The sequence below is a fragment of the Flavobacterium sp. CAN_S2 genome (assembly GCF_015752255.1).
Lineage (GTDB): Bacteria > Bacteroidota > Bacteroidia > Flavobacteriales > Flavobacteriaceae > Flavobacterium.
The window spans coordinates 423,343-442,263 of sequence record NZ_JADOVA010000001.1 but is presented as its reverse complement, the minus strand read 5'-3'; the positions used below and the strand labels follow the sequence as shown (position 1 = coordinate 442,263).

19 protein-coding genes are annotated in these 18,921 nt (G+C 34.6%); 10 read left to right on the top strand and 9 right to left on the bottom strand.

The window, feature by feature from the left end; genetic code table 11:
* The first annotated feature begins 11 nt into the window (after positions 1–11).
* Positions 12–239 (top strand): hypothetical protein, encoded by a 228-nt coding sequence (locus IWX80_RS02000; protein WP_091204000.1) that lies wholly within the window; start codon positions 12–14, stop codon positions 237–239.
* Between the two features lie 32 nt (positions 240–271).
* Positions 272–502 carry a hypothetical protein gene (locus IWX80_RS01995; RefSeq protein ID WP_196851958.1) on the top strand — a complete coding sequence of 77 codons (231 nt, stop codon included), beginning with the start codon at positions 272–274 and terminating at the stop codon, positions 500–502.
* A 4-nt stretch (positions 503–506) separates the two neighbouring features.
* Here the strand turns inward: IWX80_RS01995 and meaB are convergent, their stop codons facing one another.
* Positions 507–1,598, bottom strand: coding sequence for a methylmalonyl Co-A mutase-associated GTPase MeaB (gene meaB / locus IWX80_RS01990; protein ID WP_442899810.1), 1,092 nt, complete (start codon positions 1,596–1,598; stop codon positions 507–509).
* 166 nt (positions 1,599–1,764) lie between these two features.
* On the opposite strand from meaB, the gene IWX80_RS01985 reads away from it, so the two are divergent.
* From IWX80_RS01985 to IWX80_RS01975, 3 genes are all read left to right on the top strand, one after another.
* On the top strand, positions 1,765–2,676 hold the full coding sequence (locus IWX80_RS01985; RefSeq protein ID WP_196851957.1) for an AEC family transporter: 912 nt from the start codon (positions 1,765–1,767) through the stop codon (positions 2,674–2,676).
* 51 nt (positions 2,677–2,727) lie between these two features.
* A complete protein-coding gene (locus tag IWX80_RS01980) occupies positions 2,728–3,939 on the top strand; it encodes an MFS transporter (RefSeq protein ID WP_196851956.1) in 1,212 nt (403 codons plus the stop codon).
* A 257-nt stretch (positions 3,940–4,196) separates the two neighbouring features.
* Positions 4,197–4,835, top strand: coding sequence for a peroxiredoxin (locus tag IWX80_RS01975; protein WP_091164521.1), 639 nt, complete (start codon positions 4,197–4,199; stop codon positions 4,833–4,835).
* A gap of 85 nt (positions 4,836–4,920) precedes the next feature.
* Here the strand turns inward: IWX80_RS01975 and IWX80_RS01970 are convergent, their stop codons facing one another.
* The 7 genes from IWX80_RS01970 to IWX80_RS01940 all read right to left on the bottom strand — a co-directional run bounded on the left by IWX80_RS01970 (position 4,921) and on the right by IWX80_RS01940 (position 13,059).
* Positions 4,921–5,802: a DMT family transporter gene (locus tag IWX80_RS01970; RefSeq protein WP_196851955.1), complete on the bottom strand. Its 882-nt coding sequence runs from the start codon at positions 5,800–5,802 to the stop codon at positions 4,921–4,923.
* Positions 5,802–6,383: a GDP-mannose pyrophosphatase NudK gene (gene nudK, locus IWX80_RS01965; protein WP_196851954.1), complete on the bottom strand. Its 582-nt coding sequence runs from the start codon at positions 6,381–6,383 to the stop codon at positions 5,802–5,804. The genes IWX80_RS01970 and nudK overlap by 1 nt, the downstream gene beginning before the upstream one ends.
* A gap of 61 nt (positions 6,384–6,444) precedes the next feature.
* The gene (locus IWX80_RS01960; RefSeq protein ID WP_196851953.1) at positions 6,445–7,716 is read right to left on the bottom strand and encodes an adenylosuccinate synthase; all 1,272 of its coding nucleotides are present in this window, start codon (positions 7,714–7,716) and stop codon (positions 6,445–6,447) included.
* Between the two features lie 31 nt (positions 7,717–7,747).
* A complete protein-coding gene (locus tag IWX80_RS01955; RefSeq protein ID WP_121364627.1) occupies positions 7,748–8,230 on the bottom strand; it encodes a Fur family transcriptional regulator in 483 nt (160 codons plus the stop codon).
* Between the two features lie 121 nt (positions 8,231–8,351).
* Positions 8,352–10,574 carry a RelA/SpoT family protein gene (locus IWX80_RS01950; protein WP_121364628.1) on the bottom strand — a complete coding sequence of 741 codons (2,223 nt, stop codon included), beginning with the start codon at positions 10,572–10,574 and terminating at the stop codon, positions 8,352–8,354.
* A gap of 99 nt (positions 10,575–10,673) precedes the next feature.
* Complete coding sequence (locus IWX80_RS01945) at positions 10,674–12,221, bottom strand: serine hydrolase (protein WP_196851952.1); 1,548 nt, start codon at positions 12,219–12,221, stop codon at positions 10,674–10,676.
* A 52-nt stretch (positions 12,222–12,273) separates the two neighbouring features.
* Positions 12,274–13,059, bottom strand: coding sequence for a TrmH family RNA methyltransferase (locus IWX80_RS01940; RefSeq protein WP_196851951.1), 786 nt, complete (start codon positions 13,057–13,059; stop codon positions 12,274–12,276).
* Between the two features lie 161 nt (positions 13,060–13,220).
* Here IWX80_RS01940 and IWX80_RS01935 point away from each other — a divergent pair, with 161 nt between their 5' ends.
* From IWX80_RS01935 to IWX80_RS01915, 5 genes are read left to right on the top strand one after another with little or no spacing between them, the layout of a single operon-like run.
* Complete coding sequence (locus IWX80_RS01935) at positions 13,221–13,823, top strand: trimeric intracellular cation channel family protein (RefSeq protein WP_196851950.1); 603 nt, start codon at positions 13,221–13,223, stop codon at positions 13,821–13,823.
* 35 nt (positions 13,824–13,858) lie between these two features.
* Positions 13,859–14,809, top strand: a complete 951-nt coding sequence (locus IWX80_RS01930) for a FemAB family protein (RefSeq protein WP_196851949.1) — start codon at positions 13,859–13,861, stop codon at positions 14,807–14,809.
* Positions 14,806–15,918, top strand: coding sequence for a DegT/DnrJ/EryC1/StrS family aminotransferase (locus IWX80_RS01925; protein WP_196851948.1), 1,113 nt, complete (start codon positions 14,806–14,808; stop codon positions 15,916–15,918). The genes IWX80_RS01930 and IWX80_RS01925 overlap by 4 nt, the downstream gene beginning before the upstream one ends.
* A complete protein-coding gene (locus IWX80_RS16945; protein WP_334682183.1) occupies positions 15,919–16,488 on the top strand; it encodes an acyltransferase in 570 nt (189 codons plus the stop codon).
* Positions 16,488–17,789 (top strand): O-antigen translocase, encoded by a 1,302-nt coding sequence (locus tag IWX80_RS01915; RefSeq protein WP_196851947.1) that lies wholly within the window; start codon positions 16,488–16,490, stop codon positions 17,787–17,789. Before IWX80_RS16945 ends, IWX80_RS01915 begins: the two co-directional genes overlap by 1 nt.
* Here IWX80_RS01915 and IWX80_RS01910 read toward each other — a convergent pair.
* Positions 17,737–18,888, bottom strand: a complete 1,152-nt coding sequence (locus IWX80_RS01910; RefSeq protein ID WP_196851946.1) for a glycosyltransferase family protein — start codon at positions 18,886–18,888, stop codon at positions 17,737–17,739. The two genes, IWX80_RS01915 and IWX80_RS01910, sit on opposite strands and share 53 nt — an antisense overlap.
* Positions 18,889–18,921: the final 33 nt, after the last annotated feature.

Sequence of the window (18,921 nt, the reverse complement as noted above, 5' to 3'; positions counted from 1 at the left end):
ATATTAAATTCATGGAATTACCAAAATTTTTACTGGGCGACAATACTGATTTTCCCGAAGATATTTTCATCATACACCTTGATTACCCAAGATTTATCATTAATCTTAAAGATGATGAGGTAGAGTTTATGGAAGAAGCTGAAGATCTAGACGAGGCAGAATTAAATGCTGAAATGGAAGGATTAATCGTTCTTGCGAATGAGTTTTATGATCGAGAAATCAAACTTTACGAAGAGTAACTAATATTTTGTTTTACTTAACTCATATTCAAATGAAAAATGTATTTATGTATTTCATGTTTATTTATGGCTCACTGCTTATAATTAAAGGTGTTTTTAATTTTTTGCCTTTTGAAATTCGTTCTAATGGAAATTTTGGTGATGCTTATAATTATGGGCATACAATAGGGTATGTTATAGGGAAATTTGCTAAGATCGCCTTAGGCTTAATGATGATTAAATACGGTTACGAAACCTATTTAGAAAGAAAGATCATAAAATAATATTTTAGTCTTTTTTAAAATACTTTTCCAATAATTTTTGAGCGGCTGCAAAGGGTGAAATTTCATCATTTTGCACCGCTTTTTTAGTTGATTCCAGTGATTTTTGAATTTCCGGATTGCTGTAAAAATTCGTTTTCAACTGTTCGTTTATGGTTTCCAACATCCAATATTGGTTTTGTTCTTTTCGTTTTTCAAAGAAATAATTATTCCCTTTTGTCAGCTCCAGGAATTTTTGAATGGTTTCCCAAACATCGGATATTCCTTCATGAGTTATGGCGCTGCAGGCTGCAGTTGTAGGAGTCCAACCTGATTTCTTTGCAGGAAAAAGATGCAACGCTCTATTGAATTCCAGTTTGGCAAGATTGGCTCTTTTGATATTATCACCATCGGCTTTGTTGATGACAATAGCATCTGCCATTTCCATGATTCCGCGTTTGATACCTTGCAATTCATCTCCGGCACCAGAAATTTTTAATAAAAGAAAAAAATCAACCATGCTGTGAACGGCGGTTTCACTTTGGCCTACGCCAACCGTTTCTATGATGATGGTATCAAAACCGGCAGCCTCACAAAGCGTTATGGTTTCACGGGTTTTTCTAGCCACACCACCTAATGTTTCCCCCGAAGCTGATGGACGAATGAAAGCATTTTTATCTTTGACCAATTCTTCCATTCGGGTTTTATCACCCAAAATGCTTCCATGCGATATGGTACTACTGGGATCAACGGCAAGTACTGCTACTTTTTTTCCTAAACCAGTCAGGTATTTTCCAAAAGCTTCAATAAAGGTGCTTTTTCCAACACCTGGAACGCCTGTAATTCCTATTCTGACGGATTTATTGGCATAAGGCAAACACGCATTAATTACTTCATTGGCTTTAGCCAAATGATTGACATTCGTGCTTTCGACTAAAGTAATGGCACGACTCAGCGCAGTAATATTTTCGTCTAAAATCCCTTCAAAAAGTTCTTTTGTCGAAGGTTGTATTTTTCTAAATTGCTGAATATTCCCAACAGCAACGGCGCTGATAATTTCTGGAGCAGAAATTCCGGGTTTTTCGTTTAAGGCGCTTGGATGGTGTTTTTTATTTGGCAAAACTATTTTTTAGAATAGTAAAAATAATAAAAACTATCATGAATAGACGGTCATTCTCTTAAAATGTCATTTCATTTTGATGGTTCCTCTTTTGCGAAGGATATTTCACAAATTTTATTTTTTTGAATTCATTTTATTTCTCATTAGTCAATATCTTTGCGGTATTATGACCAACTTCATCCTAATCTTTGTTTTCCTATTCCTTGGAATTGTATTCCAAAATATAAAAGGGTTTCCTGTAAGTATCTACAAGCTATTAAACAAGATTGTTATTTATATCTGTCTTCCAGCTTTGGCTTTATATTATATCCCAAAAATAAAATGGAGTAATGAATTATTATTTCCAATTGGAGTTGCCTGGATTGGTTTTGTTGTTTCCTATTTATTTTTTAGTTTTTTAGGTAGCAAATTCGGGTGGTCTAAAAAACTTAGAGGGTGTTTAATTTTAACGGCAGGTTTAGGAAATACTTCCTTTTTGGGTTTCCCAATAATTGAAGCATTATATGGAGAAGAAGGTTTGAAAACTGCTATTCTAGTCGATCAACCCGGTTCTTTTGTGGTACTTTCTACCTTAGGAATTTTAGTAGCAACTTTATATTCCAGTGGTAACCCAAATGGTTTTCAAATCGCAAAGAAGATTCTTCTTTTCCCTCCATTTATAACTTTTTTGATTGCCTGTTTGATGAATGTTTTTAATGTCGATTTCCATGAATATTTGCAGCTTTTATTCCAAAAATTGGGAAGTGGAGTAACGCCTTTGGCTTTACTTTCTGTTGGTTTGCAGCTGCGTTTTGAACGAAAAAGCCAGCATTGGAAATTCTTAGGATTGGGACTTTTGTATAAATTAATACTGACTCCGGCTCTCATTTACGTGTTGTATGTCGTAATTTTGCAACAGCATTCTAAAGTTATTCAAGTTGCTATAATGGAGTCAGCGATGGCACCAATGATTACCGCTTGTATTTTAGCCTCTTCTCACGGTTTAAAACCTCGTTTAAGCAGTATGATGATTGGTTTTGGTATCCCATTATCGTTTGTCACCTTGTTATTTTGGTATTTTGTGGTTCAGTATGTTTAAATTTTAAAGACTCCATCTGAACGAATAATTAGTAATAAAGTTTTATAAAATATGAATGCATCTCTTGATACTGTTTCTAAAACAGAAACAACTCCTATTGCGCAGCAAACTGTTTATTCCATTCTATTTTCAATCGCGTTCGCCCATTTATTGAATGATTTATTGCAGTCAGTAATTCCGGCTGCATATCCTATTTTAAAAGAAAATTTCAATTTAACGTTTACTCAAATCGGATTAATTACGTTGGCTTATCAATTGGCAGCTTCTATATTGCAGCCTTTGGTTGGTTTGTATACGGATAAAAGACCAAAGCCTTTTTCTCAAATTTTCGGAATGCTTTTTACTTTATCCGGAATTGTATGTTTGTCGTACGCTTCCAGTTTTGAAATGATTATAATTTCGGTGGTTTTGGTAGGAATTGGTTCTTCCATTTTTCATCCTGAAGCTTCCCGAATCTCCTTTTTGGCATCAGGTGGAAAGCGTGGTTTGGCACAGTCCATTTTTCAGTTGGGTGGTAATGCAGGAACGGCAATAGGACCTTTGTTGGTCGCCTTAATTGTGGTTCCTAATTCACAATATTATATCATTTGGTTTGTAGTTGTTGCCATCATCGGATTGATTGTTTTGAGCAGAATTGCGCTGTGGTACCAAAACCATTTGAGTTTAAGAAGTGCAAAGAAAACGGTTATCGATTTGCCCAATTTATCCCAAAAAAAGATTGTCATCTCAGTGGGAATTTTGTTGGTTCTGATATTTTCAAAATTCTTTTACATGGCCAGTATGTCCAGTTATTTTACCTTTTATTTAATCGAAAAATTTGCATTATCGGTTCAGGAAGCGCAATTCCATTTGGTTTTATTTTTGGCTTCTTGTGCTCTTGGAACATTAATTGGCGGACCGTTAGGCGATAAATTCGGAAGGAAATATGTGATTTGGTTTTCGGTTTTGGGAGCAGCACCTTTTACTTTATTGTTGCCGTATGTTGATTTGTTTTGGACAGGCGTTTTGTCGGTTGTAATTGGAATCATAATCTCCTCTGCATTTCCGGCAATCTTGGTTTATGCGCAAGAATTATTGCCTAAAAAGCTCGGAATGGTTTCGGGTCTTTTCTATGGTTTTGCCTTTGGAATGGGCGGTTTAGGTTCCGCTTTATTGGGAAATCTTGCCGATCACACCAGCATAACGTACGTGTATTATCTTTGTGCCTATTTGCCGTTGATAGGGATTATAGCGCTCTTTTTACCTAATTTAAAGAAAAAATAATACTTCTTTTTAGGAGCTGTTTCCTGCTCTGCACTATATTCCCGATTAATAAAAACTACGGCTGAAAAAGCCTTGTTTTTCTAAATCGGGAGATGCCGTTGCGATCAGGGCTAGGACATTTGGTTTTCTCATTGCATTTTTGGGAAGTATTGCTTTCTGTTTTTCATAAACATTAGTACAATTTTAAGATTAGTTTTCTGCTTTATTGCTTTTATTTCAATACCTTACAGTGTTACTAATCAATAAATTAAATTACTATGGCAACATTACGATTAGGCGATATTGCTCCTGATTTCGAAGCAGAAACGTCACAAGGAAAAATAAAATTTCATGAATGGTTAGGAGATTCTTGGGGAGTTCTTTTCTCCCATCCAGCTGATTTTACACCTGTTTGTACCACCGAGTTAGGAACAGTTGCGAATTATTATCCTGAATTTGAAAAACGAAATGTAAAAGTAATAGCATTAAGTGTTGATGGAGTAGATTCGCACATGGAATGGATCAAAGACATCAATGAAACTCAAAATACAACAGTAAACTTCCCGATAATTGCCGATGAAGACAAGCATATTGCTGAATTATATGATATGATTCATCCCAATGCGAGTGAGAGTTTCACCGTTCGTTCTGTTTTTATAATTGGACCAGACAAGAAAATAAAATTAACATTGACGTATCCAGCATCAACCGGTAGAAATTTCGATGAATTATTGCGTGTAATTGATAGTTTGCAATTGACAGCTAAATATAGCGTAGCAACACCTGCCAACTGGAAAGATGGGGATAAAGTGGTAATCTCGACCTCGGTTAAGGATGAAGATATTGCTGCTAAATTTCCAAAAGGCTACGAAAGAGTAAAACCGTATTTAAGAATGACACCGCAACCTAATAAATAGTAAATTTTTAGAATACTTTATAAATAAAAAAGCAGAATGAATTTATTTTTCATTCTGCTTTTCTATTTTGTAAAAAGTATATTTTTTACTTTTTATTGGTAATTAATAACCCGGAAATAATGATTCCCATGCTTATGATTTGGGTGAGCAAAATGGCCTGATTAAGAAAAAAATACGCCAGAATCCCACTGAATACAGGAATCAAATAATAAATTAAAGCTGTTTTTGAAGTCCCAATTAATCGAATAGCCTCGTTCCATAAATAAAATGAAATTAAGGAAGCACAAATGCCAACGTATGTGATTACCAAGACTGTTTTAGTGTCAAAAATCACTTTTTTATAATAGATCTCTTCATACATATAAAAAGGGAACAGTAAAATTGTACCAATTACAAAAACACTGAACAAAAATACTTTTGGGCTTAGTTCATCTGGTTTTTTGCGAACTAATATGGTGTAATAAGCAAAAAAGAAGCAAGCCACGAGCATTAATAAATCCCCAATAGTAAAGTTGATATGAAGTAATGCTTCTAATGAACCTTTGGAAATAAGAACTAAAACTCCTGAGATTATGGTTATAATTCCGACTATTTTTATATTGGACACTTTCTCTTTAAAAATAATCCTGGAGAGGACAACAATAAATAACGGTATCGAAATGGCGATTAAAGATAAGTTGACTGCACTTGTTGTTTTTCCTGCAAAGTAAATCAGCGTATTAAAAATAGTGATGCCCAATACTGCTGTAAGCGTAAGATACCGAATGTGTTTCTTTACAATTTTGAAATTTTCAATAGTGCTTTTTATAGCAAACGGAGCCAAAACGGTGCAAGCAACTGTCCAGCGCCAAAAAGCCAATCCAATAGGAGGGATGTGTCCTTGTATGCCACTGGCAATTACCATATTTACGGACCATAGCAAGGTAGCAAATAAGGCAAACAAAACTCCTTTAGTAGTATTGCTCATTAAACCAAATTATGAATTTTTGCGTATTGTAACAACATAATCGTCTTTGCATCTTGCATTTTACCGGATTCAATCATAGCATACGCTTCGTCAAAAGACATTTCCATCACATCTATATTTTCTTCTTCATGTTCAACTCCGCCGCCGTCACTTACTTTCATGGATTCATCGTATTCACCAACAAATAAGTACAAAATTTCAGTTACAGCTCCTGGAGACATATACGTTTCCATTACCTTTTTGACTTTAGAAATGCGATATCCTGTTTCTTCTTCGGTTTCTCGAATGATGCATTGCTCTGGATTGTCTGCATCCAAAAGTCCTGCACAAACCTCAATCATCATTCCAGTTTCATTTCCGTTAAGGTAGGTTGGCAGGCGAAACTGTCTAGTTAGAATAACTGTTTTTTGTTGTGTGTTGTATAATAAAATGGCAGCGCCGTTTCCTCTATCATAGACTTCTCTTTTTTGGGTAATCCACGAGTCGTCTTTTTTTTGATAGTCAAAAGTTACTTTATTTAAGATATACCAATTGTCAGATAGCAATTCGGTTTTTTGTATTTTGATAGTTGGATTTTTCATTCGCTTGGATTGGATTTTTAACTAAAAAAAACGTCCCGATTTATCGGGACGTTTGGTAATCTTATTTTAGAATAGTTTGCTTTCTGTCTGGACCTACAGAAACTATTTTGATAGGAACTTCCACTTCTTTTTCAATGAATGCAATGTATTCTTTCAACTCTGTCGGTAATTCATCATAAGTTGTCATACCTGTTAAATCTTGTTTCCATCCTTTGAAATCCTGATAAACCGGAGTTACATTTTCTGGTTCGATGTTATAAGGGAAATGAGAAATTTTCTCTCCTTTATAATTGTATTCTGTACATACTTTCAAGGTTTCAAATCCTGAAAGAACATCACCTTTCATCATCATCAATTGCGTTACGCCATTAACCTGAATCGCATATTTCAGAGCTACTAAGTCTAACCAGCCACAACGTCTTTGTCTTCCGGTTACAGATCCAAATTCGTTTCCTACACGTGCCATAGTTGCACCATCTTCGTCAAAAAGTTCCGTTGGGAACGGACCACTTCCTACGCGTGTCACGTAAGCTTTGAAAATTCCGTATACTTCCTTGATTTTATTTGGAGCAATCCCTAAACCGGTACAAGCACCAGCAGCAGTAGTATTTGATGAAGTTACAAATGGATACGTTCCAAAATCAACATCCAATAATGAACCTTGAGCACCTTCACATAATATTGATTTACCTGCTTTTTGAGCTTGATGTAAATATTCTTCACTATCAATAAAATCTAATTTTTTTAGTTCTTCGATAGCTTCAAAAAATTCTTTTTCTAATTCTTCTAAATTGTATTGGATAGCAACATCGTAGAATTTTATCATTGCTTCATGCTTGTCAGCCAAAGCTCTGTAACGATCTGCAAAATCTTCTAATTCAATATCACCTACACGAAGTCCGTTTCTTCCGGTTTTGTCCATATATGTTGGACCAATTCCTTTTAATGTAGAACCAATTTTTGCTTTCCCTTTAGAAGCTTCAGAAGCGGCGTCTAATAAACGGTGCGTTGGTAAAATTAAATGCGCTTTTCTTGAAATGATTAATTTGCTTTTGATGTCTAAATTAAATTTTTCAAGACCTTCGATTTCTTTTTGAAAAACTACAGGATCAATTACAACTCCATTTCCAATAATGTTTACAGCAGTTTTATGAAAAATACCGGAAGGAATAGTTCTAAGAACATGTTTTATTCCGTCAAATTCCAAAGTATGCCCTGCGTTTGGACCTCCTTGAAAACGAGCAATAATGTCATAATTTGAAGTTAAAACATCAACAATTTTTCCTTTTCCTTCATCTCCCCATTGTAATCCTAGTAATAAATCTACCGTCATTCTGAATGTTATTTGTAGTTAGTTTTTATGTTTATGAACGATTTTCTTCGTCCAAGTTGTTCTTTTGTTTCTTTGTTCCATACAGATACAACGAGTGGTTGGTAATCTCTATATCGAATATTTCTTCAATTGTTTTCTTGATACTTTGAATTCTTGGATCGCAAAACTCAATTACTTCGCCAGTATCCGTCATGATAATATGATCGTGCTGCTTGTCAAAGTATGATTTTTCGTAGTGTGCCTGATTTTGTCCAAATTGATGTTTGCGCACTAAAGCACAGTCCAATAATAATTCAATCGTATTGTAAAGGGTGGCCCGACTCACACGATAGTTTTTATTTTTCATTTTGATATAGAGGTTTTCTACATCAAAATGTTCTTCGCTATCGTAAATTTCCTGAAGGATAGCATAACGTTCAGGGGTTTTGCGATGTCCTTTTTTTTCAAGGTACATTGTAAAAACATTTTTTACAATTTCTTGGTTTTTGTTGTTGTCTGTGGAAATGAGTGTCATATGCTGGCAAAGATAATTTTTTTAGTTTAAAGTTTAAAGTTTCCGGTTTGTTTAGTTTGAAGTTTATTACGTTTGCGTTTAAAAATCTGAAAGACGGACTCCGAAAAACAATACCACTTTTCTATGTTTTATACTCCCGTGTTACCTTATCGATTCCATCAATTTTTTTGATGTTATTAATCATCTTTTTCAATATTGTATTGTTTTGAACAATTACGGCTACCTGACCGTGAAAAATTCCTGCATCGGTGCTCAAAGAAATACTCTGTATATTCACATGCATGTTATTCGAAATCACTTTTGTCAATTGGTTGGTAAGTCCAAGAACATCCATACCGGTGATGTTTATAATGGCTTTGAATTCTTCTTGCGATGAATCGATCCATTTTGCTGACATGATTCGGTATGCATAGTTTGATTGCATGCCAATGGCGTTTGGACAATCTTTTTTATGCACTTTTATTCCTTCATTGATTGTTACAAATCCAAAAACGTCATCTCCAGGAATTGGGTTGCAGCAAGGTGATAATTTATAATCCAGCTTGTCGTGTTCTTTTCCAAAAACGAGCATGTCATAATTACTGCTTATGACTGGTTTGTGAATATCCTCATCCGAAGTGTTGCTTGGAGAGCGTTTCATTTTATTTTTGAAAAAATTAATGAAAGTATTGCTCTTTTGCGCAGCGTAATCCTTGAGCTGTTGGTTTTCAATAGCGCCAATTCCCACTCTGTAGAATAAGTCCAGGCTTGTTTTTAGTTTGAAAAAGTTGACTAATTCATTAATCACTTGTTCACTTAAAGTAATCTTTAAATGTTTTAATTTTCTGGTGAGCAGTTCTTTTCCTTCTTCGCCAATTTTCTTGGTGTTTTCGTTTAGAACGTTTTTAATTTTTGTTTTCGCTCTCGAAGTGGTCACATAATCCAGCCAGTTAATGGTTGGTTTTTGATGTTGTGAAGTAATAACTTCTATTTGATCCCCACTTTTTAATTCGAAATTCAAAGGGACTAATTTTCCATTGACACGCGTTCCTCTGGTTCGAATTCCAATTTCGGAGTGAATACTGAACGCAAAATCCAGAGAAGTGGCGCCTTTTGGCAATGATTTTATTTCTCCTTTTGGAGTAAAAACAAAGATTTCTTTGGAATATAAATTCATTTTGAAATCTTCTACAAAATCTACTGCGTTTGTTTCGGAATTTTCTAAAGCTTCTTTTAGTAAATTTAACCATACATCCAGACCACTTTCTTCAGTAGCCCCGTTCTTGTATTTGTAATGTGCGGCATATCCTTTTTCGGCAATTTCATCCATACGTTCGCTTCGAACCTGTACTTCAACCCATCGCCCTTTTGGTCCCATAACGGTAATGTGTAACGCTTCGTAACCGGTTGATTTTGGCGAAGAAATCCAATCGCGCAAACGACTTGGACTCGGTCGGTAATGATCCGTTACTATTGAATATATTTTCCAAGCAACGAATTTCTCTTCATGTGGAGTCGCTTTGTATACAATACGCAACGCAAACTTATCATACACTTCATCAAAACTTACGTTTTGCGCCTGCATTTTTCTGCGAATAGAATAAATAGATTTTGGACGTCCTTTTATAATATATTCAACTCCTTCGGCATCTAAAGAGGCTTTCAGGACATTAGAAATATCTTCGATATAAGCATCTTGCTCTTCTTTAGTTTCTTTTATTTTACTGACAATATCATTATAAACAGCAGGTTCCGTGTATTTTAAACCTAAGTCTTCCAGTTTGGTTTTTATGTTATACAAGCCCAATCTATGCGCTAATGGAGCGTAAATGTATAAGGTTTCCGATGCAATTTTGGTTTGCTTGTCTTCCTGCATCGAATCCATTGTCTGCATGTTGTGCAAACGATCGGCTAGTTTAATCAGAATTACGCGTACATCATCGTTCAACGTCAATATCATTTTACGGAAATTCTCGGCTTGCATGGAAACATTCAGATCTTTTTGTACCAATGATATTTTTGTTAATCCTTCAACGATTTGAGCCACTTTTGGATTAAATAAACGTTCGATATCCTGAACAGTAGTGGGCGTGTCTTCGACAACATCGTGCAGTAAGGCAGCAGCAATGGAAGTAGCACCCAAACCTATTTCTGAAGCAACAATTTTTGCGACAGCAATGGGATGAAAAATATAGGCTTCGCCGGATTTTCGTCGTTGTTCTTTATGTGCTTCTACGGAAACGTCAAATGCTTTTCGGATGAGTTTTTTATCTTCATCACTTAACGTTTGGTAGCTAATACGAAGTAATTCTTTGTATTCTTGAGCAATTGCTTTATTTTCTTTTTCAATATCAATTTCTGTCATAACGGCATGGTTCATTTTCTAAAAATAGAAATTAGTTGGGAGATGTGCAAGTAAAAAAGGGTTTCGTGGTGCAAATAACAAATGTGACATTCAACTTGATTATTGCACTTTACTAAAATCTAAGTCCTGAAAATCATAACTAAAATCAGTTAGCTCAGAAATAGGCTTCATCGTTAATCGTACGGCTTTTCCAGAGGCATCACATTCAAAAAATAGATGGGCATCAGCATGAAAATAAGCGTTATCCCATTTTACCACATAATTAGTGTCTTTGTAGAAAAAAACTTCACCAGTAAGTTGTGGAGAACGTTTTGAAGCAAAATGTAAGCGTCCTTTTTTTTCTGAAAGGACTACTTCTCCAAACCAATTGTCTTTGTATGTTCCTGTAAAACTTTTGAAATCGATTTTGATTTTGTCCTTTTTGTTCTTGGCTACCGTTGCCCAAACTTCATCGGTTACTTTGTCAGCAGAGGCTTCATTTTCTTTTAAACTCGCACTATAATTGGTCACATAATCCTCGGATTGGATTTCTAAATAACTGTCTTTTATTGTATTGGTAATTGCTCTGAAGGCGGCTCCTGATTGCTGATTGGTCAATACAATAATTCCCAGATTCAGTTCCGGCAAAAGCGTGACTTGCGTAACAATTCCTTCTAATCCGCCGGTGTGCGTTACTTGTTTGTATCCTTTTACGTCGCTTAAGAACCAGCCCAATCCATAACCACTGAAATGAGTATTGTAAGGAGGTCTTGTGGCCGCAGGAATTATGGTTTGTAATTGCCACATTTCTGCATGCTCTTTCTTAGAAAATAATTGCTTGTTATCAGCGCCATATTGTCCGTTGTTCATTTGCATAATGGTCCATTTACTCAAATCATTTACACTAGAGTAAATACCGGCTGCCGCATCAAAAAGTTGGTTTTGGTAACGTTTGATTACTTTTAGTTTACCGTCAATAGGAACGTGAGGTGCAATGATGTTTGTGGTGTCTTTTAAACGCAAAAAAGAAGCGGCGCTATTTTTCATTTCTAAAGGTTTCATCATGCGCTGTTCTACAAAATCACACCAGCTCAAACCGCTTGCTTCGCGAATAACTTCTCCGGCAACAATGTACAGTAAATTGTCATAATCGTATTGCGTTCTAAATGCCGAAACCGGTTTTAAATATTGTAAATTCTGAATGATATCTTGTGCTGTAAAATTACTTCCGTCAGGCCAAATCATTAAATCTCCAGCGCCAAGGCCCAATCCACTTCTATGGGTCAATAAATCGCGAATCGTAAATTCATTCGTTACATAGTCATTATACATCTTGAAATTAGGAAGGTATTTGATGACTTTATCGTCCCATTTTACTTTTCCTTCATCCACTAACATTGCCAAAGCGGCGCTTGTAAACGCTTTACTATTAGATGCAATTCCAAAAAGCGTATTCGCATCCACTTTTTCATTAGTCAAAATAGATTTCACACCATATCCTTTAGCATGAATAATCTTTCCGTCTTTGACTATTGCCACTGCAATTCCAGGAACATTGAAAGTTTTTAAAGTGCGATCGACTAATTCATCCACTTGAATCGGACTAATTTGTGCGAAAGAAAATGTGGTTGAAAGTACTGCTATTGCAACGAATAAATTATTTTTCATATTTTTTGTTTTTAAATCTGCTATCAAAAATCGTTAATCTGCAATCTTAAATCTAAAACCCTCTTTGTCTTTTGGCTTCAAAAATTAAGATGGCTGCGGCAACCGAGACATTCATAGAGTCGATTTCGCCTTGCATCGGAATAATAATATTTTGGGTCGCTTCTTTTCTCCATTCTTCCGTCAATCCTGTGGCTTCCGTTCCTACGACTAATGCCGTTGGAGTTGTGTAGTCCTGCGTGTGATAGGAAGTCGAATTTTGTAAAGTCGCACAATAAAAATTGATTTTTCTTTCTTTCAAAAAAGCAATAATTTCTGATGTAGTTCCGGTTGCAATTTGGTTGGTAAATAAACAGCCCACGCTGGAACGCACGATATTTGGATTGTATAAATCGCTTTTTGGATTCGCAATAATCACCGCATCCAGATTAGCAGCATCAGCGGTTCGAAGCAGAGCACCAATATTTCCGGGTTTTTCAGGAGCTTCGGCAACCAGAATCAAAGGATTTTTAGATAATTTCAAATCGGATAATTGCATCGATTTGGTTTTGGCTACAGCCAAAATTCCTTCGGTGGTATCACGATACGCCAGTTTTTGATACACTTCTTTGTTGATTTCAATCAGTTCCGCATTTTTGGATAATGCTCTGGCATCCGTTTCTGAACAAATCTCTGGTAAAAATAATAGCGTTTCCATTTCGTAACCGCCTTTAATGGCAATGGAAATTTCGCGTTTTCCTTCCATTAAAAAAGTACCGGACTGTTTGCGTGCCTTCGCTTTTTCCTGCAATTGCACTAAAGATTTGATATATGGGTTTTGTATCGAAGTGATTTGTTTCAAGAGTTTCAACTATTTAATTAGTAGCAACAAAGATACATAGAGAAAATCCAGTTTTCTAATCCGATTTGAATATTTTTTGGATGCATAAGTTTCATTAATTGTAGTTGTTTCAAGCTGATTTCACGAGTATTTTCTCTATTTTTGTCAAAATCCCAATCCAAATGTTTCATTTATTAGACATCATCGGTACGATGGCTTTTGCCATGTCAGGCGCATTGACAGCTATGAGTAAAAAACTCGATCCTTTTGGGGTTTTTATTATTGCATTTGTGACTGCGGTTGGCGGCGGAACCTTGCGAGACATCATGATTGGTCGAACTCCGGTAGGATGGATGCTGGATTTAAAATACGTTTATGTGATCATCATCGGGTTTGTTTTGGCAATTCTTTTTCGAAAAAAATTCGATAGGTTACGAACTTCCTTGTTTTTATTTGATACGATTGGCTTGGGGGTTTTTACATTGATTGGTCTTGAAAAAGGAATCAATATTGGACTTCATCCTGTAATTTGTATTGCTTTAGGAACCATGACGGCCTGTTTTGGAGGTGTTATCCGAGATATTTTGTGTACTGAAATCCCCGTTATTTTCAGAAGAGAAATTTATGCTACTATTTGTATTTTGGGCGGGATTGTCTTTTTTCTGCTTAGAAGACTGAATTTAGAAAATGATATTCTGTATTTGACTACTTCAATTGTTATCATTTCGGTTCGTTTAATGGCCGTGAAATTCAAATGGTATTTGCCCACTTTAGAACATAAATAAAAATTGATTACTTTCACGGAGTCTAAAATTTAACAGTGAAAAATTATTCTGTCAAACCATATCAGGAAAGTGATTATGCGAATTGGAATGCCTTTATTGGTCAGGCCAAAAATGCTACTTTTTTATTTCACCGAGATTTTATGGAATACCACAAAGATCGATTCGAGGATTTTTCGTTGATGGTTTTTGATAGTGAAAAATTAGTAGCTGTTTTACCAGCAAATAAGGTAGGAGACATCGTTCACTCCCATCAAGGTTTAACGTATGGCGGATTGGTTTATTCTCCTAAATTAAACGGAGAAAAAGTAGAAGAGATTCTGGATTCTATTTTGTCTTTTTTTAAAGAAAATGAGGTGCAATCGTTCTTTTTTAAATCCATTCCGCTGTTTTACACTTCAAAAGGCAATGCTGAAATAGATTTTTTTCTGTTTAAAAGAGGAGCGTTTTTGGATAAAAAAGAAATGAATCTCGGTATCAATTTAGCCATGCCTTTGACAATTTCAAAAGGTAAGCTAAAACATTTCAGGAAAATTGAAGAACTCGATTTAGAAATGGTCGAAGAACAGCATTTGGAATCGTTTTGGGAATTGGTTTTAGAACCAAGATTATTGGAAAAGTATAATGCTAAACCCGTACATACTTTACAAGAAATTACCTTATTAAAAGAAAAATTTCCGGAGAATATCAAGCAGTTTTCAGTATATTTTGATGACGTTATTATTGCAGGTATTACACTTTTCGAAACGGAAACTGTTGTGAAATCGCAATATGGAGCTACCACTAAAAAAGGGGAAGAGTTGCGTGCGTTGGATTTCTTATTCATTAATTTGATTCAAAAATTCAAGAGCGAAGGCAAACTTTTTTTTGATATGGGAATCGTAAATGAGGACAACGAAAAAGGATATCATGCCGGACTTTTGAAACAAAAAGAAGAATTAGGATGCTCTGTTTACAGTCAGGATTTTTATAAAATGAACTTTATATGATACCATTTCTTGATTTAAAAAAGATAAACCAACCGTATGAAACTGCTTTTCAAGAAAAATTGAAATTAGTTTTAGATAATGGTTGGTATGTTTTAGGGAATGAAGTCAAGGAATTCGAAACCAGTTTTGCCAACTATTGCGGTACCAAATATTGTGTAGGCGTTGGAAATGGTTTTGACGCTTTAGTTTTGATTTTCAAAGGTTATATTCAGTTAGGTAAATTGCAAAAAGGAGATGAAGTTATTGTTCCTGCAAATACTTATATCGCCAGTATTCTCGCTATTTTACAAGCAGATTTAATTCCTGTTTTGGTCGAGCCAAAATTAGAAACTTACAATATCAATCCCGATTTAATTTCTCAAAAGATTACTTCAAAAACTAAAGCGATTTTGGTTGTTCATCTATATGGACAATTGGCTGAAATGGAGGCAATCCATAAAATTGCTTTGGCAAAGGATTTATTGGTGGTTGAAGATGCGGCTCAGGCTCACGGTGCAATCAGAAATCAAGAATCAGAAACCAGCAATCAAAAATCAAGCGTAGCGTACAGTTTTTATCCGGGAAAAAATTTAGGCGCATTAGGTGATGGCGGTGCGGTTACCACAAATGATTTGGAATTAGCCAAAGTGATTCAGTCACTTAGAAATTATGGTTCGGAAACCAAATATTACAATGATTATATTGGTGTAAATTCAAGATTAGACGAACTGCAAGCAGCTTTTTTGAACTTGAAATTACCGTTTTTAGATGCTGATAATAAAAAGCGAAGAACAATTGCCAAACGGTATTTGTCTGAAATTAAAAACGAAAAAATAATACTTCCAACAGTGTCATTGCGAGGAACGAAGCAATCTAATCATGTTTTTCATTTGTTTGTTATTCGAACGCGGAATAGAACGAACTTGCAAGACTATTTACAGCAAAATGGGATTCAAACCGTAATACATTATCCAGTTCCACCACATAATCAAAAAGCATTATCTGACTGGAATCATTTGTCGTTTCCAATTACTGAAAAAATTCATAATGAAGTATTGAGTTTGCCCATAAGTCCAGTTTTGACAATGGATGAAGTGAGTCATATTATTGCAATTTTAAATCAATATTAAATGGGAATAATCAGTAGAATAAAACAATTTTGCTTTGTTACTTTGCGAATCAAAAAATATAAATTCCTTTCCGATTGCAAAAGAGTTTCGGGAAAACCTAACTTATATTTCCCCTTACTTTTAAAGGGAAATGGGAAGGTGCAATTTGGTAAAAATTTTCAAAATGGCGTCGTAGAATCTTCATGTTACTATTCTAATTACAATTATATTTTGTCAATGGATCAGGAAAGTGAAGTTATAATTGGTGATAATGTAGTTTTTAGTAATGGAGTCTCAATTTATGCAAAATCGAAAGTTACAATCGAAGATAAGGTTATGATTGGAATTAATTGTTTTATTATTGATAGTGACGGGCATGATTTAAGTGCCCAAGAAAGAATGACAGGAATTCCTAAAACTGCTGAAATTACTATTAAAAAAAATGTTGCCATATATTATAATTCAACAATTTTAAAAGGCGTGACAATTGGAGAAAATTCAGTTATTGGAAGTGGTTCAATTGTGACAAAAGACATTCCTGCGAATGTATTTGCAGCAGGAAATCCAGCTAAAGTCATAAGAAATTTATAATGTTGAAATCCCTAAAACAAAATGCACTTTTAAAAGTAGTATCTTTTAATTCTATTTCGGTAGCGGTGAGTTTTGTTTTGGGAATTTTTGCTACTAAAATTGTATCCGTTTATTTGGGAACTTCTGGAATGGCATTGTTAGGGAGTTTCAGGAATTTCACGGCAATGATGAAGTCTGTAGCTTCATTAGGTATTAATAATTCCTTTATAAAATTATTCGTTGAAAATAAAGATGATAAGGAAGAATTAGGAGTTATTTACGCTACTTTTTTTTGGTTTTTTCTAATAATTTCAGCGCTATTAGCTTTATTTGTTTTAGTATTTGCCAATAGTATTTCCGAATTTTTATTTTTTACCAATTCGTTTGCGAATCACATTCGTTTTTTTGGATTGCTATTACCTTTGATAGTTATCAATACATTTTGGATGGCAATTTATAACGCCTTAGAAAAGTATAAAAAAATTGTAATTCTCCAAATTATTTCTAATGTGCTGATTTTTGGTTTCACCGCTTTTTTAATAGTGAACAAAGCAATAAACGGAGGATTACTGGCCGTTGTTCTAGGCGAATTACTGATGGTATTAGTTACTTTTGCATTTGTTTTAAAAGACAAAAGCTATTATTTTACATTCAGTTTTCGAAAAATTTTAAAAAAGAAATACCTGAATATTATCAAGAAATTTTCTTCGATGGCATTGTTAAGCGCTGTAATTGCTCCTGCAACATTAATGGTTATCCGAAATTTTATAATTGAAACGCACTCAATTCAAGAAGCGGGAATTTGGGATGCGACCAATAAATTTTCCAGTTTTTACATGTTGGTTTTTAGTTCAGGATTGTCTTTATACTACATGCCAAAATTAGCTTCGTTGACTACAGATGAAGCTTTTAAAATGGAATTGAAGTCCTATTTTAAAGTTTTCGTTCCGCTGTTTTTTACTGCATTAGTAGCCGTCTATTTGTTGAAAGGAATTATTTTGGATATCGCTTTTACTGCAGCGTTTTCAAAAGTGAATGAAGTGCTGATTTGGCAGCTTTTGGGTGATTTTTTAAGGATAATGACATTAGCGTTTGGCTATCAAATCGTAGTCAAAGCCCGTATTAAAAAATATTTTATTCTTGAAATAGTTTTTAATGTATCGTATCTTTTATTGTCTTTTTATTTAGTGCCACTTTTTTCTTTCGAAGGAGCTTTGCAGGCTTATTTTTGTGCGAATTTAATTTTGTTTATTTTAATTTTATGGATGTTTAGGAAGTTGTTTTCGAGTTCCAAGCTTCCAGATACTGACTCGCGATATTAATATATTCATGTTCTCTTTCGATAAACGCTCTTGCTCTTTTTCCGATAGCTACAATGGACTCGGGATTTTCAATCAAAAAGGAAAGTTCATTCACTAAATAGTCTACATCTGGCAGCGCATTAATATTGACTTTTTCCGTTAAATTATAATGTTCCATAAAGGCTTTTCCGGCACCAGTAAAAACTACCTTTCCTTTTGCCATAGCTTCCAGCGCATTGTATCCTTGATCATCAGCATACATTTGGTCTAACACGATTTGTGAAGAATTGTATAAATTTATATAGTCCTTGTAAGGAAGATTTTCGCTGATAATCACAGTAATTTTTTCAGCATATTTTTCCTGAATAATTTGCAATGCTTTTTCAAAGTACGGAATTCCTTTTTTGATGTAACTGGCGCGATTTATTCCAAGAAAAATAACAATTTTATCATTGATTTTTTGTCCTTGAAAGTCGATTTTTTGAATGTTAATAGGATTTGGAATAAAATGAACCGAATAGCCCATTTTTTCCATCGGGATTTTATAATCTAAGTCGGAAGCAATCAGGTTTTGACAGTTTTCGGCCAACCAATCAAAGGTTTTTCGGTAATTTTTGGAGGTGTATTTCAATGGATATTCAAAATGCTTTTCTAAAGAATTATCTTCAAAATAAGGAGTCAAAATGCAGTAATCAGTTTCTCTTTTTAGCAAATAATCTATAACCGGAGTTTCATCACCGCAAATCAATAAGCTCCGATTTTTAATTTTCTTGAATAATTTTTTATAGAGAAATCGGGAAAAAAAAGGAAATGTTTCAATGGCGTCAGAATTAATGAGCTGTACATGATCGAAATTTTGTAATTGGGGCAATAAAAGATAAAAACGAAGCCCTCTTTCAGCTTTTTGTAAATCGATTCCAGTGAGTTTATGAATGACATTTTTTATCTTTCGAGGCAACCAATATCTGGATAAAAATGAGGAATGAAAGGAATAATCGGTATCGAATTTTTTGAAATAATCTCCTGATGACAACAAAATTACTTCGTGTCCCAGCGCCACCAATCCTTCTTTTAAGGAATTATGCAAACGACTGTATTCGCCAATCAAAAGTATTTTCATTTACAATGCGGAATTATTTATATTTGTGTAAAT

What these genes read in the sequence shown, in the direction of transcription:
- IWX80_RS01995 (WP_196851958.1), top strand. Translation starts at nt 272, where the DNA reads ATGAAAAATGTATTTATGTATTTCATGTTTATTTATGGCTCACTGCTT.
- IWX80_RS02000 (WP_091204000.1), top strand. Translation starts at nt 12, where the DNA reads ATGGAATTACCAAAATTTTTACTGGGCGACAATACTGATTTTCCCGAA.
- IWX80_RS01945 (WP_196851952.1), bottom strand. Translation starts at nt 12,221, where the DNA reads ATGAAAAATAATTTATTCGTTGCAATAGCAGTACTTTCAACCACATTT.
- IWX80_RS01935 (WP_196851950.1), top strand. Translation starts at nt 13,221, where the DNA reads ATGTTTCATTTATTAGACATCATCGGTACGATGGCTTTTGCCATGTCA.
- IWX80_RS01925 (WP_196851948.1), top strand. Translation starts at nt 14,806, where the DNA reads ATGATACCATTTCTTGATTTAAAAAAGATAAACCAACCGTATGAAACT.
- IWX80_RS01955 (WP_121364627.1), bottom strand. Translation starts at nt 8,230, where the DNA reads ATGACACTCATTTCCACAGACAACAACAAAAACCAAGAAATTGTAAAA.
- IWX80_RS01915 (WP_196851947.1), top strand. Translation starts at nt 16,488, where the DNA reads ATGTTGAAATCCCTAAAACAAAATGCACTTTTAAAAGTAGTATCTTTT.
- IWX80_RS01950 (WP_121364628.1), bottom strand. Translation starts at nt 10,574, where the DNA reads ATGACAGAAATTGATATTGAAAAAGAAAATAAAGCAATTGCTCAAGAA.
- IWX80_RS01980 (WP_196851956.1), top strand. Translation starts at nt 2,728, where the DNA reads ATGAATGCATCTCTTGATACTGTTTCTAAAACAGAAACAACTCCTATT.
- IWX80_RS01960 (WP_196851953.1), bottom strand. Translation starts at nt 7,716, where the DNA reads ATGACGGTAGATTTATTACTAGGATTACAATGGGGAGATGAAGGAAAA.
- IWX80_RS01970 (WP_196851955.1), bottom strand. Translation starts at nt 5,802, where the DNA reads ATGAGCAATACTACTAAAGGAGTTTTGTTTGCCTTATTTGCTACCTTG.
- IWX80_RS16945 (WP_334682183.1), top strand. Translation starts at nt 15,919, where the DNA reads ATGGGAATAATCAGTAGAATAAAACAATTTTGCTTTGTTACTTTGCGA.
- nudK (WP_196851954.1), bottom strand. Translation starts at nt 6,383, where the DNA reads ATGAAAAATCCAACTATCAAAATACAAAAAACCGAATTGCTATCTGAC.
- IWX80_RS01910 (WP_196851946.1), bottom strand. Translation starts at nt 18,888, where the DNA reads ATGAAAATACTTTTGATTGGCGAATACAGTCGTTTGCATAATTCCTTA.
- IWX80_RS01985 (WP_196851957.1), top strand. Translation starts at nt 1,765, where the DNA reads ATGACCAACTTCATCCTAATCTTTGTTTTCCTATTCCTTGGAATTGTA.
- IWX80_RS01975 (WP_091164521.1), top strand. Translation starts at nt 4,197, where the DNA reads ATGGCAACATTACGATTAGGCGATATTGCTCCTGATTTCGAAGCAGAA.